The organism is Streptomyces sp. NPDC006463, from assembly GCF_042870715.1.
Lineage (GTDB): Bacteria > Actinomycetota > Actinomycetes > Streptomycetales > Streptomycetaceae > Streptomyces.
Genome location: NZ_JBIAHP010000023.1, coordinates 100366 through 119290 on the forward strand (window position 1 = coordinate 100366; position 18925 = coordinate 119290).

Sequence of the window (18925 nt, forward strand, 5' to 3'; positions counted from 1 at the left end):
GCGCCTGCTACTTCTTCTTCTTGTACTGGGCGCCGCGCTTCTCGCGCACCCGCACCGAGATGTGGATCGGGGTGCCCTCGAAACCGAACTCCTCGCGCAGCCGGCGCTCGATGAAGCGCCGGTAGCCGTGCTCCAGGAAGCCCGAGGCGAAGAGGACGAACCGCGGCGGCTTGCTGCCCGCCTGGGTACCGAACAGGATGCGGGGCTGCTTGCCGCCGCGGATCGGGTGCGGGTGGGCGGCGACGACCTCACCGAGGAAGGCGTTCAGGCGGCCGGTCGGGACGCGCGTCTCCCAGCCGGCGAGGGCGGTCTCGATCGCCGGGACCAGCTTCTCCATGTGGCGGCCGGTGAGCGCCGAGACGTTCACCCGCGGCGCCCAGGAGACCTGCTGCATCTCGGTCTCGATCTCGCGCTCGAGGTAGTAGCGGCGCTCCTCGTCGAGCTCGTCCCACTTGTTGTAGGCGATCACGATCGCGCGGCCGGACTCGACGGCCATGGTGATGATGCGCTGGTCCTGGACGCTGATGGTCTCGGTGGTGTCGATCAGGATGACCGCGACCTCCGCCTTCTCCACGGCCGCTGCCGTGCGCAGGGAGGCGTAGTAGTCGGCGCCCTGCTGGAGGTGGACCTTCTTGCGGATGCCGGCGGTGTCGACGAACTTCCAGGTGACGCCACCGAGCTCGATCAGCTCGTCGACCGGGTCGCGGGTGGTGCCGGCCAGCTCGTTGACGACGACCCGCTCCTCCTTCGCGACCTTGTTGAGCAGCGAGGACTTGCCGACGTTCGGGCGGCCGATCAGCGCGATGCGGCGCGGACCGCCGATGGCGCCGCCGCCGAAGGTCTGCGCGGGGGCCTCCGGCAGGGCTTCGAGCACCGCGTCCAGCATGTCGCCGGTCCCGCGGCCGTGCAGCGAGGAGACCGGGTGCGGCATGCCGAGGCCCAGGGACCACAGGGAGGCCGCGTCGGACTCGCCGCTCTGGCCGTCGACCTTGTTGGCGCACAGCACGACGGGCTTCTTGGACTTGCGCAGCAGGCGGACGACGGCCTCGTCGGTGTCGGTGGCGCCGACCTTGGCGTCGACGACGAAGACCACGGCGTCGGCGGCCTCGATGGCGTACTCGGCCTGGGCCGCGACGGAGGCGTCGATGCCGAGGACGTCCTGCTCCCAGCCGCCGGTGTCGACGACCGTGAAGCGGCGGCCCGCCCACTCGGCCTCGTACATGACGCGGTCGCGGGTGACGCCGGGCTTGTCCTCGACGACCGCCTCGCGGCGGCCGATGATGCGGTTCACCAGGGTCGACTTGCCGACGTTCGGCCGGCCCACGATGGCGAGGACGGGGAGGGGGCCGGCAGCGGCCTCCTCGAGGGCACCTTCGACGTCCTCGATGTCGAAGCCCTCTTCCGCGGCGAGCTCCATGAACTCCGCGTACTCGGCATCGCCAAGTGCTCCGTGGTCGTGCTGGTCGTTCATGAAGTCCGTTCCTCGTCGATCGTGGTGGTCGGTGGTACCCGCGCAGCGCAGTTCCACTACTAGGTCAAGTCTCGCTCAGCGCCCTGTGAGGCGCTTGGCATCGGCCAGGTGGGCGGTCAGCCGGTCCTGGATGCGTACGGTGGCCTCGTCCAGCGCCGTACGGGTACGGCGGCCGGTGCCGTCACCGGCGTCGAAGGCCGACCCGAAGACGACGTCGACCCGGCTCTTGAAAGCGGGCAGGCCCTTGACGAGCCGCCCACGGGTGTCGCCGCTGCCGAGCACGGCCACCGGCACTATGGGCGCGCCGCTGCGGACCGCGAAGTACGCGAGGCCCGCCCGCAGCGAGGCGAAGTCGCCCTCGCCCCGGGTTCCCTCGGGGAAGATCCCCAGGGCCCCTCCATTGTCGAGCACGCCGAGGGCGCGGCTTATCGCCGTCCGGTCGGCTCCGCCGCGGTCGACCTTGACCTGCCCGATCCCTTCGAGGAAGGGGCCGAGCGGGCCGACGTACGCTTCCTTCTTGATCAGGAAGTGCAGGGGCCGCGGCGCGGTCCCCATCACCATCGGGCCGTCGATGTTGTGCGAGTGGTTCACGGCAAGGATGACAGGGCCGGAGGCGGGCACCTTCCAGGCGCCGAGCACGCGGGGCTTCCACAGCCCGTACATGAGCCCGATGCCGATGCGCCTGCCGACCGCCGCACCCTTGAGGGAGGGCGCTTCGCTCACTTGCTGCCCGCCCGCTTCTCGGTGCCTTCGGCCGCGCTGCGCCGCTCCTCGACGAGCGTCACGACGCACTCGATCACCTGGTCGAGGGTGAGCTCGGTGGTGTCCACCTCCACGGCGTCACCGGCCTTGGCCAGCGGGGAGGTCTTGCGGCCGGAGTCGGCCGCGTCGCGCTTGATGAGCGCCTCCTTGGTGGCCGCGAGGTCGACGGCCTCCTTGCCGCGGAGCTCACCGCTGCGCCGGGCGGCGCGCGCCTCGGGGGAGGCGGTCAGGAAGATCTTGAGGTCGGCGTCGGGCAGGACGGTGGTGCCGATGTCCCGGCCCTCGACGACGATGCCCTCGGCCTCCACGGCCGCCTGGGCGGCGATGGAGCGCTGGAGCTCGGTGATGAGGGTGCGCACCTCGGGGACGGCGCTGACGGCGCTGACCTTGGAGGTGACCTCCTGGGTGCGGATGGGGCCGGCGGCGTCCAGGCCGTCCACCGTGATGGTGGGGGCGGCCGGGTCGGTGCCGGAGACGATGGCGGGCTTGCCCGCGGCGACCGCGATGGCCTGCGGGTCGTCGGTGTCGACACCGTTGGTGATCATCCACCAGGTGATGGCCCGGTACTGCGCGCCGGTGTCCAGGTAGCGCAGGCCGAGCTTTGCCGCCACGGCCTTGGAGGTGCTGGACTTGCCCGTGCCGGAGGGACCGTCGATGGCGACGATCACGGCTGCCGGAGCTGCGGTTTCCACGGTGCGGGCACCTTCCTGGTTGCGCGTACGTGTCCGGGCGCGCCAAAGCGCCCCTCCCCAAGGTTACCGGCCCCGGGAACCCCCCGGCCCCGCGCGCTCGATCCCCGGCGCCGCACCGGGCCGCGCCCGGGGTGCCGTACCGGCCCGCGCCCGGCTCCGCGCCCCGGCCGGAACCGGCCCGCGGCCTACTGCTGGCGCAGCGCCCAGCCCCGCTCGCGCAGCTCGGCGGTCAGGCCGGCCGCCGCCCGCGGCTCAACCATCAGCTGGACCAGGCCGGCCTGCTGACCCGTCGCGTGCTCGATCCGCACGTCCTCGATGTTGACCCCGGCCCGCCCGGCGTCGGCGAAGATCCGGGCCAGCTCGCCCGGCTGGTCGCTGATGAGGACGGCCACCGTCTCGTAGACCGTGGGCGCCGCGCCGTGCTTGCCCGGCACCCGGACCCGGCCCGCGTTCCCGCGCCGCAGTACGTCCTCGATGCCCGCGGCGCCGCCGCGCCGCTTCTCCACGTCGGCCGACTGGAGCCCGCGCAGCGCGTCCACCGTCTCCTCCAGGTCGGCCGCGATGCCGGCCAGGACGTCGGCCACCGGGCCCGGGTTCGCCGACAGGATCTCCACCCACATCCGCGGGTCGGAGGCCGCGATGCGCGTGACGTCGCGGATGCCCTGCCCGCACAGCCGGACCGTCGTCTCGTCGGCCTCCTCCAGCCGCGCGGCGACCATGCTCGACACCAGCTGCGGGGTGTGCGAGACGAGCGCCACGGCCCGGTCGTGCGCGTCCGCGTCCATCACCACGGGCACGGCCCGGCACAGGGACACCAGCTCCAGCGCGAGGTTCAGCACCTCGTGGTCCGTGTCCCGGGTGGGGGTCAGCACCCACGGACGGCCCTCGAAGAGGTCCGCGGTGGCGGCCAGGGGCCCGGACTTCTCCTTGCCCGCCATCGGGTGCGTGCCGATGTACGCGGTGACGTCCACGCCGAGCGCCGCCAGCTCCCGGCGCGGTCCGCCCTTGACGCTGGCCACGTCCACGTACGCCCGCGCCGCTCCGCGGCCGATCGCGTCGGCCAGCGTCGCGGCCACGTGGGCCGGGGGTACGGCGACGATCGCGAGGTCGACCGTGCCGTCCACGGGCTCGTCCGTACCGGCGCCGAGCGCGGCCGCCGTATGGGCCTGGGCCGGGTCGTGGTCGACGAGGTGCACGGTGATGCCGCGGGCGGTCAGGGCGAGCGCCGCGGAGGTGCCGATCAGTCCGGTTCCGATGACGACGGCGGTTCTCACGGGGACTCCAGGGTTTGCTGCGGCACGGTGACGGGACTGCCCGGCCAGAGTAGCCAGCCGGGACGGGCGAAGGGCCCGGCGGCCCGTCCCGTGGGACGGCGGCCGGGCCCTTCGCGCCGTCGTGTCCGCGCGACGGCGGCGTACCCGGCTTCGAGACACGGGCAATGTCACCCATGGCGGACACTGCCGCCACTTGGCCCACGCGCTGCTCCCGGTCACTGCGGTAGAACGATCGGCATGATCTTCCACCTCGTCCCGCTCGCCGACTGGACCGCGGCGCCCGAACTGCCGTACGCCCCGCCCTCGCTCGACTCGGAGGGTTTCGTGCACTGTTCGGCCGACCGCCCCACGGCGCTCGCGATCGCCGACACGCACTACCGCGAGGTGGCGGGGACGCTGCTCGCGGTGGAACTCGACGAAGACGCACTGACCGCCGAGGTCCGCCGCGAAGGTGAATCCGGCGGCCTGTACCCACACGTCCACGGCCCGTTGAACCGGAGCGCCGTGATCCGCGTGTGGGAGGTGGTACGCACACCCGGCAGTCCCGCCACACTGGCCCCATGGCCGCCGGGCCACTGAAACGGCGCGGCAGGCTTCACCTGGAGCCCGCCGCAGGCCAGGATGCTGCTCGCCCATCCGGCCACGAAGCGAGGAGAAACACGCATGAGCGATCCCACGAACACGGCCCGGCGCACGGTACTCGCGGCCGGCGCGGCCGCCCTGGCAGGAGGCGCGCTCACGGCCTGCGGCAGTGACGGCGAGAAGGCGCCCGAGAGCCCGTCGGCGACCGCGCCCACCGTGTCCGCCCCGTCGGCCCAGCCGGACACCTCCCAGCCGGCCTCGTCCCAGCCCGCGGGGGGCGGTAAGGCCATCGCCAAGGCGGCGGACGTGCCGGTCGGCGGCGGCACGGTGCTGAAGGAGGAGAAGCTGGTCGTCACCCAGCCCACCGCAGGGTCCTTCCGCTGCTTCAGCGCGGTCTGCACCCACCAGGGCTGCCTGGTGAACAAGGTGGCGGACGGCACCATCGACTGCCCCTGCCACGGCAGCAAGTTCGCGGTGGCGGACGGCGCCGTGACCAAGGGACCGGCCACCCGCCCGCTCCCGGAGAAGAAGATCACGGTCGGGTCGGACGGCAGTATCTCGCTCGCATAGCGGCAGGTCGGGAGCCTAGGCTCCGTGGATGGACGAACTGACCCTGGTACGGGACCACACGGTCTACCAGTGCGTGATGGGCTCCCGGGCGTTCGGGCTGGCGACGGAGGCGAGCGACACCGACCGGCGCGGTGTCTACCTCGCCCCCACGCCGCTGTTCTGGCGGTTCGGCAAGCCCCCCACGCATGTGGAGGGCCCTCGGGACGAGGAGTTCTCCTGGGAGCTGGAACGCTTCTGCGAACTGGCCCTGCGCGCCAACCCGAACATCCTGGAGTGCCTGCACTCCCCCCTGGTGGAACAGCTGACGCCGGTCGGCGAGGAGTTGCTCTCCCTGCGCGAGGCCTTCCTCTCCCGCCGGGCCCACACCAGTTTCAGCCGGTACGCGGCCTCCCAGCGCGGCAAACTCCTCGCGGACGTCCGCAACCACGGCGCCCCGCGCTGGAAGCACGCCATGCACCTGATGCGCCTGCTCCTGTCCTGCCGCGACCTCCTGCGCACGGGCCGCCTGAACATCGACGCGGGCCCGTACCGCGACCGCCTTCTGGCGGTCCGGCGCGGCGAGCTCACCTGGGACGAGGCCGACGCCTGGATGTCCCGCCTCGTGGCGCAGACCGAAGCGGCCCTCACCGCCACCCCGCTCCCCGCGGAGCCCGACCACGCCCGCGTCGAGGACTTCCTCGTCCGCACCCGCCGCGCGTCAGCCCTCGCCGTCCGCTAGGGCGCGCCGCCGTACGACGAACTCGTCGAGCGCGTCGTACGCGGTCCCCTGCTCCGGCAGGGCGGAGGCCGCCTGCGCCTCGTCCAGTACCCGGTGCAGCGCCTCGAACTCCTCCCGTACGGCAGCGACGGGCGGCCCCTCGTACGCCCCGTGTTCGGCTGCCGCCTTGGCCTCGACGAGCCCGGCCAGCCTGCCGGGCGCCTCCGGGACCTCCGCCAGCAGGGTCGGCAGGTGCGCCTGCACCTCGGCCGCGCGCATCAGGTGGATGCCGGTGAGCAGGGCCCGGAAGGCGTAGAGCAGCGGTTTGAGTTCGGCGGCCTTCTCGAAGAGCCGCCACTGGGTGTTGGCGAAGCCCCGGTAGTGGTGGGCGTGGTGGGAGGTCAGCACGCCCGGGGCCAGCGCCACGAGTTCGGCGTGGGCGGGCGTCGTGTGGACCACCAGCGGGGACAGCAGTTGTTCCAGGACGTAGCCGTTGCGGCGCAGCAGCAGCGTCACGAACTTGCGCAGGTCGTGCGTGACCAGGTCCATCTCCACGCCGTCGCGGTCCCACATGCGGCTGCGGGTCTCCTCCGGGTCGCGCAGGCCCAGCAGCGCCGCCGCCGGCAGGACGTGGACGCCGCGCAGGTCGACGTCCGAGTCCTGTGAGGGGAAGCCGTAGAGGTGGGCGCCCGACACCGTGGCGAAGAGCAGCGGGTAGGGCTGCTCCGCCACGACGGGGGTCAGGTCGATACTCAGTGCGTCCAGCATGGATCACGCGTCCCAGAGGGTGCCGAAGGCCAGGAGTTCGTCGCGGTACTCGATGCCGCCCTCCCAGTCGCGGGGCCAGACGTCCGCGCCGAGGTGGGCGCCCGCGAAGGCGCCCGCGAGGCAGGCGATGGAGTCGGAGTCGCCCCTCGTGCATGCCGCGCGGCGCAGGGCCAGGAGGGGTTCCTCCGGGAAGAGCAGGAAGCACTGCAGGGCCGTGGCGAGGGCCTCTTCCGCGATCCAGCCGTCGCCCGTGGTCAGACAGGGGTCCGTCTCCGGGGACGGGCTCCGCAGGGCGGCCGCCAGCCGGTCCAGGACCGCCAGGCAGTCGTCCCAGCCCCGCGCGATGAAGGACTCCGCGGAGGCGTCGGAGGCCGTCCGCATCCACAGGTCCCCGAGCCAGCGCTCGTGGTAGCGGGTGCGGTTCTCCAGGGCGTACGAGCGCAGCCGTCCGACGAGGCCCGTCACCTCGGTGCCCGCCGCCAGCAGGTGCGCGGCCCGCGCCGTCAGGTCCGAGGCGGCCAGGGCCGTCGGGTGGCCGTGGGTGAGGGCCGACTGGAGCTGGGCGGCGCCGGCCCGCTCCTCCTCGGTCCAGCCGGGGACGAGCCCCACCGGGACCACCCGCATGTTCGCGCCGCAGCCCTTGGAGCCGACCTGGCTGGCGTCCCGCCAGTCCCGCTCCGGGTCGGCGAGGAGTCGGCAGGCGGTCAGGCAGGTGTTGCCCGGGGCCCGGTTGTTCTCCGGGGAGTGGTACCAGTCGACGTACTCCTCCCGGACCGGCCGGGCGAGGCGCAGCGGGCCGACCCGGCCCCGCTCCGCGGCCGTCCGTATGCCGCGGGCCAGGGCGAGCGTCATCTGGGTGTCGTCCGTGACGATCGCCGGGCGGGGCAGCTTCATCTCGCGCCACGGGCCCGTCTTGGCGAGGATCGACGGCACGTCGTTGAACTCCGTGGGGAAGCCCAGGGCGTCGCCCAGCGCCAGGCCGATCAGGGCGCCCGTCGCCGCGCGCTTCGTGCTCGTTGTCGTCGTCAGCGTCATCGTGGCTGTCCTTCCGAGGGGCGGAGCAGGGGCGGGTGCAGGGAGGTCGCCGGTCCGGGCCGGTACAGCGCGGCCGGTTTGCCGCGCCCGCCGGTCAGCCGGGCGGCTCCCGGTACGGCCTCGACGAAGCCGGGTGTGGCCAGGACCTTGCGGCGGAAGTTGGGTCGGTCCAGGGCCGTGTCCCAGACGGTCTCGTAGACGGCCTGGAGCTCCCCGAGGGTGAACTCGGGCGGGCAGAAGGCGGTGGCCAGGCAGGTGTACTCCAGCTTCGAGCCGATCCGCTCCCGGGCGTCCGCCAGGATCACCGCGTGGTCGAAGGCCAGCCCGGGGACCTCCCCCACCGGCATCCAGCGGGCCCCAGCCGCGTCGCCGCCGCCCTCCGCCACCGGCTCCGGCATGTCCGGGACCAGCGCCGTGAAGGCCACGGAGACCACCCGCATCCGGGGATCGCGGTCCGGCTCGCTGTACGTGCGCAGCTGCTCCAGGTGCAGGCCGGCCACCAGGGCCGCCGACAGGCCGGTCTCCTCGGCCAGCTCGCGGCGGGCGGCCGCCTCGGCGGACTCCCGGGGCAGGAGGAAGCCGCCGGGGAGCGCCCAGGCCCCCGCGTACGGCTCCTGGCCGCGCCGGATCAGCAGCACGTGCAGCCGGCCGCCCCGTACGGTGAACACCGCCAGGTCGACGGTCACCGCGAACGGTTCGAAGGCATGCGGGTCGTAGCCCGCGGGCAGCGCCCCGCTCACCGGGTCTCCGGCAGGGGATCGGCGAAGTACCAGCCCTCGGCGAGCAGTTCGTCGACGGCCGCCACGGCCGCCGCCAGCCGCTCCTCGCGGTCGCCCCGTACGAGCAGGAAACGCCTGCCTGTGCGCTCCAGTTCCTCGCGGAACCGCCCGGTCATCCAGGGCCGCAGGTGCGGGCCGTCCCGCAGCCCGTCGTCCTCGAAGGGCACGTCGGCGTCGTCCGTCAGCAGGTAGAGGTCCCGCCGGGTCAGGGAGGCGGTCTTCTCCACTTCCTCGCTGCGGCCGCCCGTGTACCGCTCGTGCCAGATACCGGTCGCGAAGGAATCGGTGTCGCAGAACAGCACCGGCGAGCCCAGCCGGGCCGCCCGCTCCTCGTCGGCGTCCTGGCGCCGCGCGATGACCGGGAACTCCTCCGAGGTGAAGGAGATGTCCGCCCAGGTGGCCGCGGGGTCGGCGGCGCGGGCCGCCGCCAGCTTCTCCTCGCTGTACGAGCGCCCGTACTCGGCGACCCAGCCCGTCCCGGCCCACACACCGCCGCGCCGCCGGTAGTGCGCGGCCAGCGCCCGCGACAGCGTCGTCGTCCCCGTGGACTCGGCGCCGAGTACGACGACCCGCCGCGTCAGGAAGGCCCGTACGGCCGGGCCCAGGAAGTCCCAGCAGCCGACGGGATCCGCCCGCACCGCCGTCCCGGAGACCGGGAACAGCGTCCGCGCCGGGTCCACGCAGACCTCCTCGGCACCGAACCGCCTCGCGAGCTCGGTCCCGTACTCCTCGGAGGTGAAGACGGCGTCCACCGGCCCGGCCACCGCGGCCCGGAAGATCGCCATGTGCGCCTCCCAGACTGCCGGGTCGTGCAGGTCGACCGGGACGTCGTCGACCGCGCCGACGACCTCCGCGCCCGGGTGCGCCTCGCGCATCCAGGCGACGCGGTCGGCGAGCGGGACGGACTCCACGGAGGCCGCGCAGACCAGCACGGTCAGCCGCTCGCACTGGTCCTGGGCGGTGCGGACCAGGTGGTGGTGGCCGGCGTGCGGCGGATAGAACTTGCCGAGGACCAGGCCGTGCCCGTGGCGCCTCATGCCCGCGCCTCCATGGCCGTACGGGCCTCCCGGGCCGGGAGCGTCCGCCGCCAGCCGATCAGGCCGACCACGCACAGCGCGAGGAAGCCGACGTAGAGGACGGAGGTGAGGTAGAGCTCCTTGTAGGCGTAGAGCGGGATGTAGACGAGGTCGGCGGCGATCCACAGCCACCAGGACTCGACGAGCTTGCGGCACTGGCCGTAGGTGGCCGCGAGCGAGAGCCCTGTCGTCAGGGCGTCCCAGAACGGGACGGTGGAGTCGGTGACCTCGCCCAGCAGCAGGGTCAGGCCGATCACCCCCACCGCCCCCGCCGCGGCCAGCCAGACCCATTCGGTGCGTGTGGTGCGGCGCACCGGCAGGGCCTCGGCGGTTCCTGGTCCACCCCCGTGGGTCCAGGACCACCAGCCGTACGCGGCGAGGGCGATGAAGACGATCTGCAGCCCGGCGTCGGCGTACAGGCCGGCCTGGGTGAAGAGCACGATGAAGAAGATGTTGTTGGCGATGCCGATCGGCCAGTTGGCGACGTGCTGCCGGGCAACGAGCCAGACGCACAGGGCACCAGTGGCGAATCCGAGTACCTCGGTCCAGCTCATGACCACCCCTCCTTTAATAGTCATGTTGACTATAAACAGAGGGAGGGGTCCCGGACAAGGGAAAAGCCCGCAGCGCCGTAAGGCACTGCGGGCTTTCCTCGGTCCTGGCCGTCAGGCGATCAGGCGGTCCTACAGACCGACCTCGCGCATCAGCATGCCGACCTCGGTGTTGGTCAGGCGGCGCAGCCAGCCGGACTTCTGGTCGCCCAGCTCGATCGGGCCGAAGGAGGTCCGGACGAGCTTGTCGACGGGGAAGCCCGCCTCGGCCAGCATGCGGCGGACGATGTGCTTGCGGCCCTCGTGGAGGGTCACCTCGACCAGGTAGTTCTTGCCGACCTGGTCGACGACGCGGAAGTTGTCGGCGCGGGCGTACCCGTCCTCCAGCTCGATGCCGTCCTTGAGGCGCTTGCCGATGTCGCGCGGCAGCGAGCCGGTGATCGCGGCCACGTAGGTCTTCTGCACGCCGTACTTCGGGTGCGTCAGGCGGTGGGCCAGCTCACCGTGGTTGGTGAGCAGGATGATGCCCTCGGTCTCGGTGTCGAGCCGGCCGACGTGGAAGAGACGCGTCTCACGGTTGGTGACGTAGTCGCCCAGGCACTGGCGGCCGTCCGGGTCCTCCATGGTGGAGACGACACCGGCGGGCTTGTTCAGCGCGAAGAAGAGGTACGACTGGGTGGCGACGGTCAGGCCGTCCACCTTGATCTCGTCCTTCGGCTGGACGCGCTTGCCCTGCTCCAGCACGATCTCGCCGTTGACCTCGACGCGGGCCTGCTCGATGAGCTCCTCGCAGGCACGGCGCGAGCCCATGCCGGCGCGGGCGAGCACCTTCTGCAGGCGCTCCCCCTCCTCCTCGGCACCCGGGAAGGTCTTGGGCGTCTTGATCACGGGCTTGTCGGCGTACCGGTCGCGCACGCGCTCCTCGATCCGCGCGTCCAGCTCACGCGGGCGGGACTGGCCGCTGCGGCTGCCCGGGCCGCGGCGCGGGCCGCCGGCCCCGCCGATGCCGGGGGTCTTGGAGGTCTTCGGGGCGCCCTTGGCGCCACCGCGCGCGGCCGCGCCACGCGCACCGCCGCCGCCCGCCTTGGGGCCCGAGCGGCCGCTGCGCTCGCCCTCGGGGCCGACGTCGTAGCGGCGCTCCTCGGGGCGCGGGTTGCGGGGACGCTGGGGCGCCTGGTCGCGGTCACGGTCGCCGCCGGAGGAGGAGCCGCCCCGGTAGCCACCGCCGGAGGAGGAGCCACCGCGGTAGCCACCGCCGGAGGAGCCGCCGCGGGAGCCACCGCCGCCGGAGGAGGAGCCGCCACCGCGGTAGCCACCGCCGCCCGAGCCGCCGCGGGCGCTACCACGCCCGCCGCCGCCACCGCCACTGCTGTTCCTGTTGCCGCCGCCGTTGCCGTTGCCGCTGCTTCGCATCAAAGTTCCGTCGTCTTGTCGTCGTCTTCATCGGTATCCGGTGAGTCCGGATCGAACGACGGCACACCTTCTTGCGTCTCGGCTTCGATCGCGTCCGCCTCGGGGAGGAAGGGCGCGAGCTCCGGGAGCTCGTCCAGGCCTCGTAGGCCCATCCGCTCCAAAAAGTGGTTCGTCGTCCTGTACAGGATCGCACCTGTTTCGGGTTCCGTCCCCGCCTCCTCCACCAGACCCCGCTGGAGGAGGGTCCGCATGACCCCGTCGCAGTTGACTCCGCGGACCGCCGAGACCCTGGACCGGCTCACCGGCTGGCGGTACGCGACGACGGCCAGGGTCTCAAGGGCCGCCTGGGTGAGACGGGCCTGCTGGCCGTCCAGTACGAAGCCCTCGACCGCCGGGGCGTACTGCGCCCGGGTGTAGAACCGCCAGCCGCCGGCGACCGGGCGCAGCTCGAAGCCGCGGCCCTGGTGGGTGTACTCGTCGGCGAGCTCGCGCAGCGCGTCCGCCACCTCGCGCGGGGTGCGCTCCAGCACCTTGGCGAGGTGCGCCTCGGTCGCGGGCTCGTCCACGACCATCAGGACGGCCTCCAGGGCCGGCTTCAGCTCCAGCGCGGCCACCGCGCTCGCGTCGCTGCTCAATCCTTCGCCTCCACGATCTGGTCGAACTCGTCGGTCACGGTCGGCATGCCGTCGCCGTCCCCGCCGCTCCAGCGCACGGTCAGGGTCTGCAGGGCCTCCTCCTGGTCCAGGGCCACCGCCTTCTCGCGGTAGAGCTCCAGCAGGGCCAGGAAGCGCGCGACGACGGTGAGGATGTCCTCGGTGTCCTCCGTGAGCTCCTGGAAGGTGGCCTCGCCGCGGGCCTTCAGCATCCGCACGACGAGCCCGGCCTGCTCGCGGACGCTGACGAGCGGCGCGTGGATGTGGTCCACGTAGACCTGGGGCTTGGCCTTGGGCTGCATGGCCTTGACGGCGAGGCGGGCGAACCCCTCCGGGCCGATGCTGATGACGACCTCGGGCAGCAGGTCGGCGTGGTGCGGCTCCAGCCCCACGGTCCGCGGGTACCGCTTGCCCTCCGCTTCCGCCCGCCGCTCGAAGATCTCGGCGATCTGCTTGTACGCCCGGTACTGCAGCAGACGGGCGAAGAGCAGGTCGCGCGCCTCCAGCAGGGCGAGGTCGGCCTCGTCCTCGACCTCGGCGGCCGGCAGCAGCCGGGCGGCCTTCAGGTCCAGCAGGGTGGCGGCGACGACGAGGAACTCGGTCATCTGGTCGAGGTCCCAGTCGGGCCCCATGGCCCGGATGTGGGCCATGAACTCGTCGGTGACCTTCGACAGCGCGACCTCGGTGACGTCGAGCTTGTGCCGCGAGATCAGCTGGAGCAGCAGGTCGAAGGGCCCCTCGAAGTTGGCGAGCCGCAACGTGAACCGCCCGTCGCCCCCGGCCGGGGCCGAAGGCTCGACCGGGGCCGCAGGCTCGGCCGGAGCCGCAGGCTCGGCCAGGCTCGGAAGCTCGACCGGGGCCGAAGGCTCCGCCGGGGCCGAAGGCTCCGCCGGGGCCGAAGGCTCCGCCGGGGCCGAAGGCTCGACCGGGGCCGGAGAATCCGCCGCGGCCGCAGGCTCGACCGGGGCCGCAGGCTCGACCGGGGCCGCAGGCTCCGCCGGGGCCGCAGGCTCGGCCGGGGGCTCGTCGCGGGCTTCAGGGGCCCCTTCAGCGGGCCCGGGGAGCTCCGGAGGCTCCGCCCCGCCTCCGGGCCGTCCCCGCCGCGCAGCGGGCGGCTCAGGGCCGTCCTGCGGCGTACCGGGCCCGCGGCCCAGGAGTCGCCGGGTCGGTCGGCCGGGTTCGGCGGGGTAGGGCATCGCGGTCCAGGTGGTGCGGAACGGGTGGCAGGCGACAGGGCCCGCGGAGTCGCCCGCGGCCACGAGCAGCCTAAGGGCTGTCCCGCTCATCCGGCCGGATGGGCCCGCGGGGCCGGGCCGCGCGGGCCCGGCTCGGTCCGCAGGGGGCGGGCGCGGCCGGTCAGCGGCCGCGGAGGCGCCGTACGAGGATGCTCGCGTCCCCGCGGGATTCGAGATCGGCGAGGACGACCGCCACCGCCTCGCGGACGATGCGGCCGCGGTCGACCGCCAGGCCGTGCTCCCCGCGCAGCACCAGCCGCGCGTGCTCCAGGTCCATGAGCTCCTCGGCGGAGACGTAGACCGTGATCTTCTCGTCGTGCCGCTCCCGCCCGCTGGGCCGCCGGTTGGCGCCCCGGCCCTGCCCCTTGCCCCGCCGGTCCGGCTGGGCCGCCCCGTTGGCGGAGCTGACAGAACCTTCCTGCGGCCGCCGGGGTGCGCCCACCACGGGATCCGGGCCGGCCTCGGCCTCCCGGCTGCGGCCCTCGCCCGCCGCGCCCTCGGCCGAGGAGGCCGAGTGCTCGGCGGCAGGCGCCTCGTCGGCGCCCCGCCTCGGCGAGGAGGACTGCAGGGCCATCCCGCCGGTCGTACGGAACAGTTCGTCGGCTCCGGGCAGACTCACTCGGCGTGACACCGGGCGAGCACCTCCCTGGCCAGCTGGCGATAGGCGGCGGCCCCGACGGAGTTGGACGCGTACGTCGTGATCGGCTCACCGGCGACCGTGGTCTCCGGGAAGCGCACCGTCCGGCCGATGACCGTGTGGTAGACGTGGTCGTCGAAGGCCTCGACGACGCGCGCCAGCACCTCACGGCTGTGCACCGTACGGGAGTCGTACATCGTGGCGAGGATGCCGTCGAGCTCCAGCTCGGGGTTGAGCCGCTCCTGCACCTTCTCGATGGTCTCGGTCAGCAGCGCCACGCCGCGGAGCGCGAAGAACTCGCATTCCAGCGGGACGATGACCTTGTGAGCCGCCGTCAGGGCGTTCACGGTCAGCAGACCGAGCGAGGGCTGACAGTCGATCACGATGTAGTCGTAGTCGGCCATCAGGGGCTTCAGGGCCCGCTGCAGGGTGGACTCGCGCGCGACCTCGCTGACCAACTGCACTTCGGCAGCGGACAGGTCGATGTTGCTCGGCAGCAGGTCCATGTTGGGGACCGCCGTCTTGAGCAGCACCTCGTCGGCCGACATGCCCCGCTCCATGAGCAGGTTGTAGACCGTCAGGTCGAGTTCCATCGGGTTCACGCCGAGGCCCACGGACAGCGCGCCCTGTGGGTCGAAGTCGACGAGCAGCACGCGGCGCCCGTACTCGGCGAGAGCGGCACCCAGGTTGATGGTCGACGTGGTCTTGCCCACGCCGCCCTTCTGGTTGCACATCGCGATGATCTTCGCGGGACCGTGGTCGGTCAGCGGACCCGGGATGGGGAAGTACGGGAGCGGGCGTCCGGTCGGGCCGATCCGCTCACGGCGCTGGCGGGCAGCGTCGGGGGCGAGGGTGGCCGCGTACTCGGGGTCCGGTTCGTACTCCGCGTCGGGGTCGTAGAAGTGCCCTTCGGGCACATTGTCGTAGTCGGCGAAACCAGTGGGCTTTTCGCCGCTCAGGTCGCCGGCCCTGGAGTTCACGTCTAGGCCGTCCATGCTCTTTTGGGGCGTCGTCATGTGCTGGTGGTTTGCGAAGGTGCGGACTGCGACGGAGCCGACAGCCTCGAGCCCGGCGGGGCTTTGGCCCCGCTCCGGCGTCCCTGCTCGACCACCCCCAGGAGCAAATGTCGACTCATTCACAAGTCGTCTTACCTCCTCGGACGTGACCAGGACACTTATCGATAGGTCAGCGTGGCACCATGCCGACGGTTGGCGACTCTATGGCGTGTCACCACTCAGCGGCAACACAATCCGCCGGACCCGGCACGATGTGTCGGCAACCGAACACCGCTCTGTCAAGGGCGCACGCGCCGTCGCCACGAAGTTTCGCGGGTGCGCGAAAGGGTTAAAGGGTTACGTTCGAGGCGAGTTGAGAGCCTCCGCGGTGACCCCGGCAAACGCGTCCGGCCGGACCTTGCGGGCAAGGTCCGGCCGGATACGTGAGATTGACGTCAGTCGTTGACGTTTCAGCCGAGCAGCGTGCTCAGCTCAAGGGTCTGCAGGCCGTGGGCCTCGGCGACCGGACCGTAAACGACCTGGCCGTCATGGGTGTTGAGGCCCAGGGCGAGCGCGGGGTCACGGCGCAGCGCCTCGACCCAGCCGAGGTTCGCGAGCTGCACGATGTAGGGCAGCGTGGCGTTGGTCAGGGCGTAGGTGGAGGTGTTCGGCACCGCGCCCGGCATGTTGGCGACGCAGTAGAAGACCGAGTTGTGGACCTGGAAGGTCGGCTCGGCGTGGGTGGTCGGACGGGAGTCCTCGAAGCAGCCGCCCTGGTCGATCGCAATGTCGACAAGGACACTTCCGGGCTTCATCTTGGCGACGAGCTCGTTGGTGACCAGCTTCGGGGCCTTCGCACCCGGGATCAGCACGGCGCCGATGACGAGGTCGGCCTCGATGACGGCCTTCTCCAGCTCGTAGGCGTTGGAGACGATCGTCTTGATCTTCGTGCCGAAGATCTTGTCGGCCTCGCGGAGCTTGTTGATGTCGCGGTCCAGCAGGGTCACGTGGAAGCCCATGCCGATGGCGATCTGCGCGGCGTTCCAGCCGGAGACGCCGCCGCCGATGACCACGCACTCGCCGGCGTGGGTGCCGGGGACGCCGCCCGGGAGCACGCCGCGGCCGCCGGCCGAGCGCATCAGGTGGTAGGCGCCGACCTGCGGGGCCAGGCGGCCCGCGACCTCGGACATCGGGGCGAGCAGCGGCAGCGCGCGGTTGGCGAGCTCGACCGTCTCGTACGCGATGGCGGTGGTGCCGGACTCCAGCAGGGCGTCCGTGCACTCGCGGGACGCCGCGAGGTGCAGGTAGGTGAAGAGCGTCTGGTCCTTGCGGAGGCGGTGGTACTCCTCCGCGATGGGCTCCTTGACCTTCAGCAGCAGGTCCGCGGTCGCCCAGACCTCGTCGGCGGTGCCGAGGATCTCGGCACCGGCGGCGACGTACTCCGCGTCCGTGATCGAGGAGCCGACACCGGCGTTCTGCTCGATGAAGACCTGGTGGCCGTTGCGGACCAGCTCATGCACGCCGGCGGGCGTGATGGCGACCCGGAACTCGTTGTTCTTGACCTCGCGGGGGATGCCGACCTTCATCGTCGATCACGGTCCTTGGCTCAGGGGATATTACGGGGCACTTCCATACATACCCGCCCACAAGTACGCGCAACGGGATGCACCACGGGATGACGTGGTGAACCCAGTTTAATGAAGGATGAACTCGTGTCTAGCCTTGCAAACAAATAATCTCAGTCGGAATCACTACGGATTTCGCAGGCTGCGGGGTCGTCTCCCAGCAATCTGTCGGCTGCGGAGCGGTGCAGGCGGGCGGCCGCGGGGTCGCCCAGCCGATCGAGCGTGTCGGCCAGCCGGACCTGCAGCGCGGCCTGCAGCCGCTGGTCCCCGGCGCGCCGCGCCAGCTCCACCGCCTCCCGGCAGGTGTGCAGCGACTCCTCGGGGCGGCCGGCGTACTCCTGGACCCGGGCCATCTCGCTCAACGCCTTCGCCTGACCCGGGACATCGGCCAGCCGGCGGTAGCCCGCGGCGGCGGCCCGCCAGCTGCGCAGCGCGTCCCCGTACCGGCCCGCGTACGTGTGTACGTTGCCGAGCCGCCCGTACAGCCGGGCCTCGTCCGGGCGCTCCCCCCGCGCGAGGGCATGGGCCAGCGCCCGGCCGAACCAGTCGCAGGCCCGGTGCCAGTCCTCCAGCGCCTGGTAGGCGCCGCCTACGGATTCCATCGCGCGACCTGTCGCGTACGGGTCGTTCGCGGCCCGTCCGGCATGCAGCGCGGCCCGGTATCGGTCGAGGGCCTCCTGGGTCCGCCCGGTCGCGGCGTCCAGGTCGGCCAGGTTCAGCAGCGCGGCCGCCTGCTCCCGGTGCAGCCCGCGCCGCTCGGCCACGTCCAGGACCAGCCGGTGCAGCCCGTACAGCTCGGGGGCGGCCTCGGCGGTGCCGCGGTGCTCCGCGAGGGCCCGTACGAGGGCGGCCACCAGCCTGCGGGCCAGGGTGTCCAGCTCGCCGTCGGCCACGGCCAGGGTGGCCGCGGCCGAGAGCGCGGGCAGCCGGGTGTCGAGCCACTTGGCGGCGGCCCGCCGGTCGGGGAAGCGCAGGGCGCGCGGCAGCCCCTCCAGCTTCTCCCGTACGTCCAGACCGTCGTCCTCGTCCTCGGCCATGGCCCGGCAGGAGTGCAGGAGCCGTACGGTGCGCTCCAGCATCCGGGCTCGCGCGAGCTGGACCTCGGCGGGGCGCTCCTTGGTCTCCAGCAGGGCCTGGAGCTGGGGCACGAGGCAGCCGGGCAGCAGGAACAGGCCGTCGGGGCCGTGACGCAGCAGGCCGAGCCCGGCGAAGTCGTCGAGCGTGGACTGGGCCGCGGCCACGGAGCAGCCCGCCAGGGCGGAGGCGGTGTGCGAGTCGACGTTGCCGGCGGGGGCCAGCGGCAGCAGCCGCAGGGTCCGCTGGGCGGGCTGCGGCAGGGACTCGTAGACGAGGCGGAAGGCCCGGACGAGCGGGCCGCCGGCGCCGACGGGCATGTCGTGCAGCTGCTTGGCCACGTCGGAGACGGAGGCCTTGGGGTGGGCGGCGAGCCAGCCGCCGACGAGGGCCAGCGCGGCGGGCTGGCCGCCGCACTCCTCGGCGAGCGCCTCGGCGGCGCGGGGGTCGGCGGTGACGCGGGTGTCGCCGATGCGCTGCACGAGCATCTCCACGGCGGAGGGGGTGTCCAGCCCGCCGAGGGTGCACGGGCGGACGTCCGGAATCCCGGTGAGCGGCCCCTCCGCGGTGACCACGACGAGGCACTCGGGCGTGTCCGGGAGCAGGGCGTCGACCTGGTGCGGGTCGGCGGCGTCGTCGACGAGGACGACCACCCGGCGCCCGTCGAGCGCGGCGCGCAGGGCGGAGCTGAGCTCGTCCTCGCCGGCCCCGGGCGGGGTGGACTGCCCCAGCCCCTCCAGCAGGCCCCTGACGGCCCGTTCGGTTTCCACGGCCTGACCGCCGGGTGCGGTGAGGCGGGTCCGGAGCACCCCGTCGGGGTACTGCCCGGCGACCTCGCGCACGAACGCCTCGGCGAGAGCGGTCCGCCCGGACCCCGGCCGCCCCGCGACCAGCAGCACGCGGGCGCGGGGTGCCTTGGCCTTGCGGCCCGAGAGGGTGTCGAGCCCGGTCCGTGCGATGTCCTCGCGCAGCTCCTTGAGCTCACGCCGCCGCCCGACGAAATCCGTCACGGGTCCGCTCCTCTCCCTGCCTCCGG

19 protein-coding genes are annotated in these 18925 nt (G+C 72.8%); 3 read left to right on the forward strand and 16 right to left on the reverse strand.

Going from position 1 to position 18925, the window contains the following annotated elements; genetic code table 11:
• Positions 1–7: 7 nt before the first annotated feature.
• The 4 genes from der to ACFYOB_RS32565 form a co-directional block, all read right to left on the reverse strand.
• Positions 8–1471 carry a ribosome biogenesis GTPase Der gene (gene der / locus ACFYOB_RS32550; RefSeq protein ID WP_388566109.1) on the reverse strand — a complete coding sequence of 488 codons (1464 nt, stop codon included), beginning with the start codon at positions 1469–1471 and terminating at the stop codon, positions 8–10.
• Positions 1472–1546: 75 nt separating this feature from the next.
• The gene (locus tag ACFYOB_RS32555) at positions 1547–2134 is read right to left on the reverse strand and encodes a lysophospholipid acyltransferase family protein (protein WP_388566204.1); all 588 of its coding nucleotides are present in this window, start codon (positions 2132–2134) and stop codon (positions 1547–1549) included.
• Between the two features lie 56 nt (positions 2135–2190).
• On the reverse strand, positions 2191–2925 hold the full coding sequence (gene cmk / locus ACFYOB_RS32560; protein ID WP_388566112.1) for a (d)CMP kinase: 735 nt from the start codon (positions 2923–2925) through the stop codon (positions 2191–2193).
• 185 nt (positions 2926–3110) lie between these two features.
• A complete protein-coding gene (locus tag ACFYOB_RS32565; protein WP_388566115.1) occupies positions 3111–4199 on the reverse strand; it encodes a prephenate dehydrogenase in 1089 nt (362 codons plus the stop codon).
• Between the two features lie 237 nt (positions 4200–4436).
• Here ACFYOB_RS32565 and ACFYOB_RS32570 point away from each other — a divergent pair, with 237 nt between their 5' ends.
• The 3 genes from ACFYOB_RS32570 to ACFYOB_RS32580 all read left to right on the forward strand — a co-directional run bounded on the left by ACFYOB_RS32570 (position 4437) and on the right by ACFYOB_RS32580 (position 6069).
• Positions 4437–4778 (forward strand): DUF952 domain-containing protein, encoded by a 342-nt coding sequence (locus ACFYOB_RS32570; RefSeq protein ID WP_388566117.1) that lies wholly within the window; start codon positions 4437–4439, stop codon positions 4776–4778.
• 84 nt (positions 4779–4862) lie between these two features.
• Positions 4863–5351 carry a Rieske (2Fe-2S) protein gene (locus ACFYOB_RS32575; RefSeq protein ID WP_388566119.1) on the forward strand — a complete coding sequence of 163 codons (489 nt, stop codon included), beginning with the start codon at positions 4863–4865 and terminating at the stop codon, positions 5349–5351.
• Between the two features lie 28 nt (positions 5352–5379).
• Positions 5380–6069, forward strand: coding sequence for a DNA polymerase beta superfamily protein (locus tag ACFYOB_RS32580; RefSeq protein ID WP_388566122.1), 690 nt, complete (start codon positions 5380–5382; stop codon positions 6067–6069).
• Here ACFYOB_RS32580 and ACFYOB_RS32585 read toward each other — a convergent pair.
• The 12 genes from ACFYOB_RS32585 to ACFYOB_RS32640 form a co-directional block, all read right to left on the reverse strand.
• Positions 6049–6816 (reverse strand): DNA polymerase beta superfamily protein, encoded by a 768-nt coding sequence (locus ACFYOB_RS32585; RefSeq protein WP_388566125.1) that lies wholly within the window; start codon positions 6814–6816, stop codon positions 6049–6051. The genes ACFYOB_RS32580 and ACFYOB_RS32585 overlap by 21 nt on opposite strands.
• A gap of 3 nt (positions 6817–6819) precedes the next feature.
• The gene (locus tag ACFYOB_RS32590; RefSeq protein ID WP_388566128.1) at positions 6820–7851 is read right to left on the reverse strand and encodes an ADP-ribosylglycohydrolase family protein; all 1032 of its coding nucleotides are present in this window, start codon (positions 7849–7851) and stop codon (positions 6820–6822) included.
• The gene (locus ACFYOB_RS32595; protein ID WP_388566131.1) at positions 7848–8591 is read right to left on the reverse strand and encodes an NUDIX domain-containing protein; all 744 of its coding nucleotides are present in this window, start codon (positions 8589–8591) and stop codon (positions 7848–7850) included. Before ACFYOB_RS32595 ends, ACFYOB_RS32590 begins: the two co-directional genes overlap by 4 nt.
• The gene (locus ACFYOB_RS32600) at positions 8588–9667 is read right to left on the reverse strand and encodes an AAA family ATPase (protein ID WP_388566133.1); all 1080 of its coding nucleotides are present in this window, start codon (positions 9665–9667) and stop codon (positions 8588–8590) included. The genes ACFYOB_RS32595 and ACFYOB_RS32600 overlap by 4 nt, the downstream gene beginning before the upstream one ends.
• Positions 9664–10260 carry a nicotinamide riboside transporter PnuC gene (gene pnuC, locus ACFYOB_RS32605; RefSeq protein WP_388566135.1) on the reverse strand — a complete coding sequence of 199 codons (597 nt, stop codon included), beginning with the start codon at positions 10258–10260 and terminating at the stop codon, positions 9664–9666. The genes ACFYOB_RS32600 and pnuC overlap by 4 nt, the downstream gene beginning before the upstream one ends.
• A gap of 129 nt (positions 10261–10389) precedes the next feature.
• Positions 10390–11670: a pseudouridine synthase gene (locus tag ACFYOB_RS32610; RefSeq protein ID WP_388566137.1), complete on the reverse strand. Its 1281-nt coding sequence runs from the start codon at positions 11668–11670 to the stop codon at positions 10390–10392.
• Positions 11670–12305 (reverse strand): SMC-Scp complex subunit ScpB, encoded by a 636-nt coding sequence (scpB, locus tag ACFYOB_RS32615; RefSeq protein ID WP_388566139.1) that lies wholly within the window; start codon positions 12303–12305, stop codon positions 11670–11672. The genes ACFYOB_RS32610 and scpB overlap by 1 nt, the downstream gene beginning before the upstream one ends.
• Positions 12302–13519: a segregation and condensation protein A gene (locus ACFYOB_RS32620; protein ID WP_388566207.1), complete on the reverse strand. Its 1218-nt coding sequence runs from the start codon at positions 13517–13519 to the stop codon at positions 12302–12304. Before ACFYOB_RS32620 ends, scpB begins: the two co-directional genes overlap by 4 nt.
• A 160-nt stretch (positions 13520–13679) precedes the next feature.
• On the reverse strand, positions 13680–14189 hold the full coding sequence (locus ACFYOB_RS32625; RefSeq protein WP_388566141.1) for a hypothetical protein: 510 nt from the start codon (positions 14187–14189) through the stop codon (positions 13680–13682).
• Positions 14174–15211, reverse strand: a complete 1038-nt coding sequence (locus ACFYOB_RS32630; RefSeq protein WP_362398297.1) for a ParA family protein — start codon at positions 15209–15211, stop codon at positions 14174–14176. Before ACFYOB_RS32630 ends, ACFYOB_RS32625 begins: the two co-directional genes overlap by 16 nt.
• A gap of 449 nt (positions 15212–15660) precedes the next feature.
• Positions 15661–16776, reverse strand: a complete 1116-nt coding sequence (ald, locus tag ACFYOB_RS32635; RefSeq protein ID WP_388566143.1) for an alanine dehydrogenase — start codon at positions 16774–16776, stop codon at positions 15661–15663.
• A gap of 152 nt (positions 16777–16928) precedes the next feature.
• Positions 16929–18899, reverse strand: coding sequence for a tetratricopeptide repeat protein (locus ACFYOB_RS32640; protein WP_388566145.1), 1971 nt, complete (start codon positions 18897–18899; stop codon positions 16929–16931).
• Positions 18900–18925 lie beyond the last annotated feature (26 nt).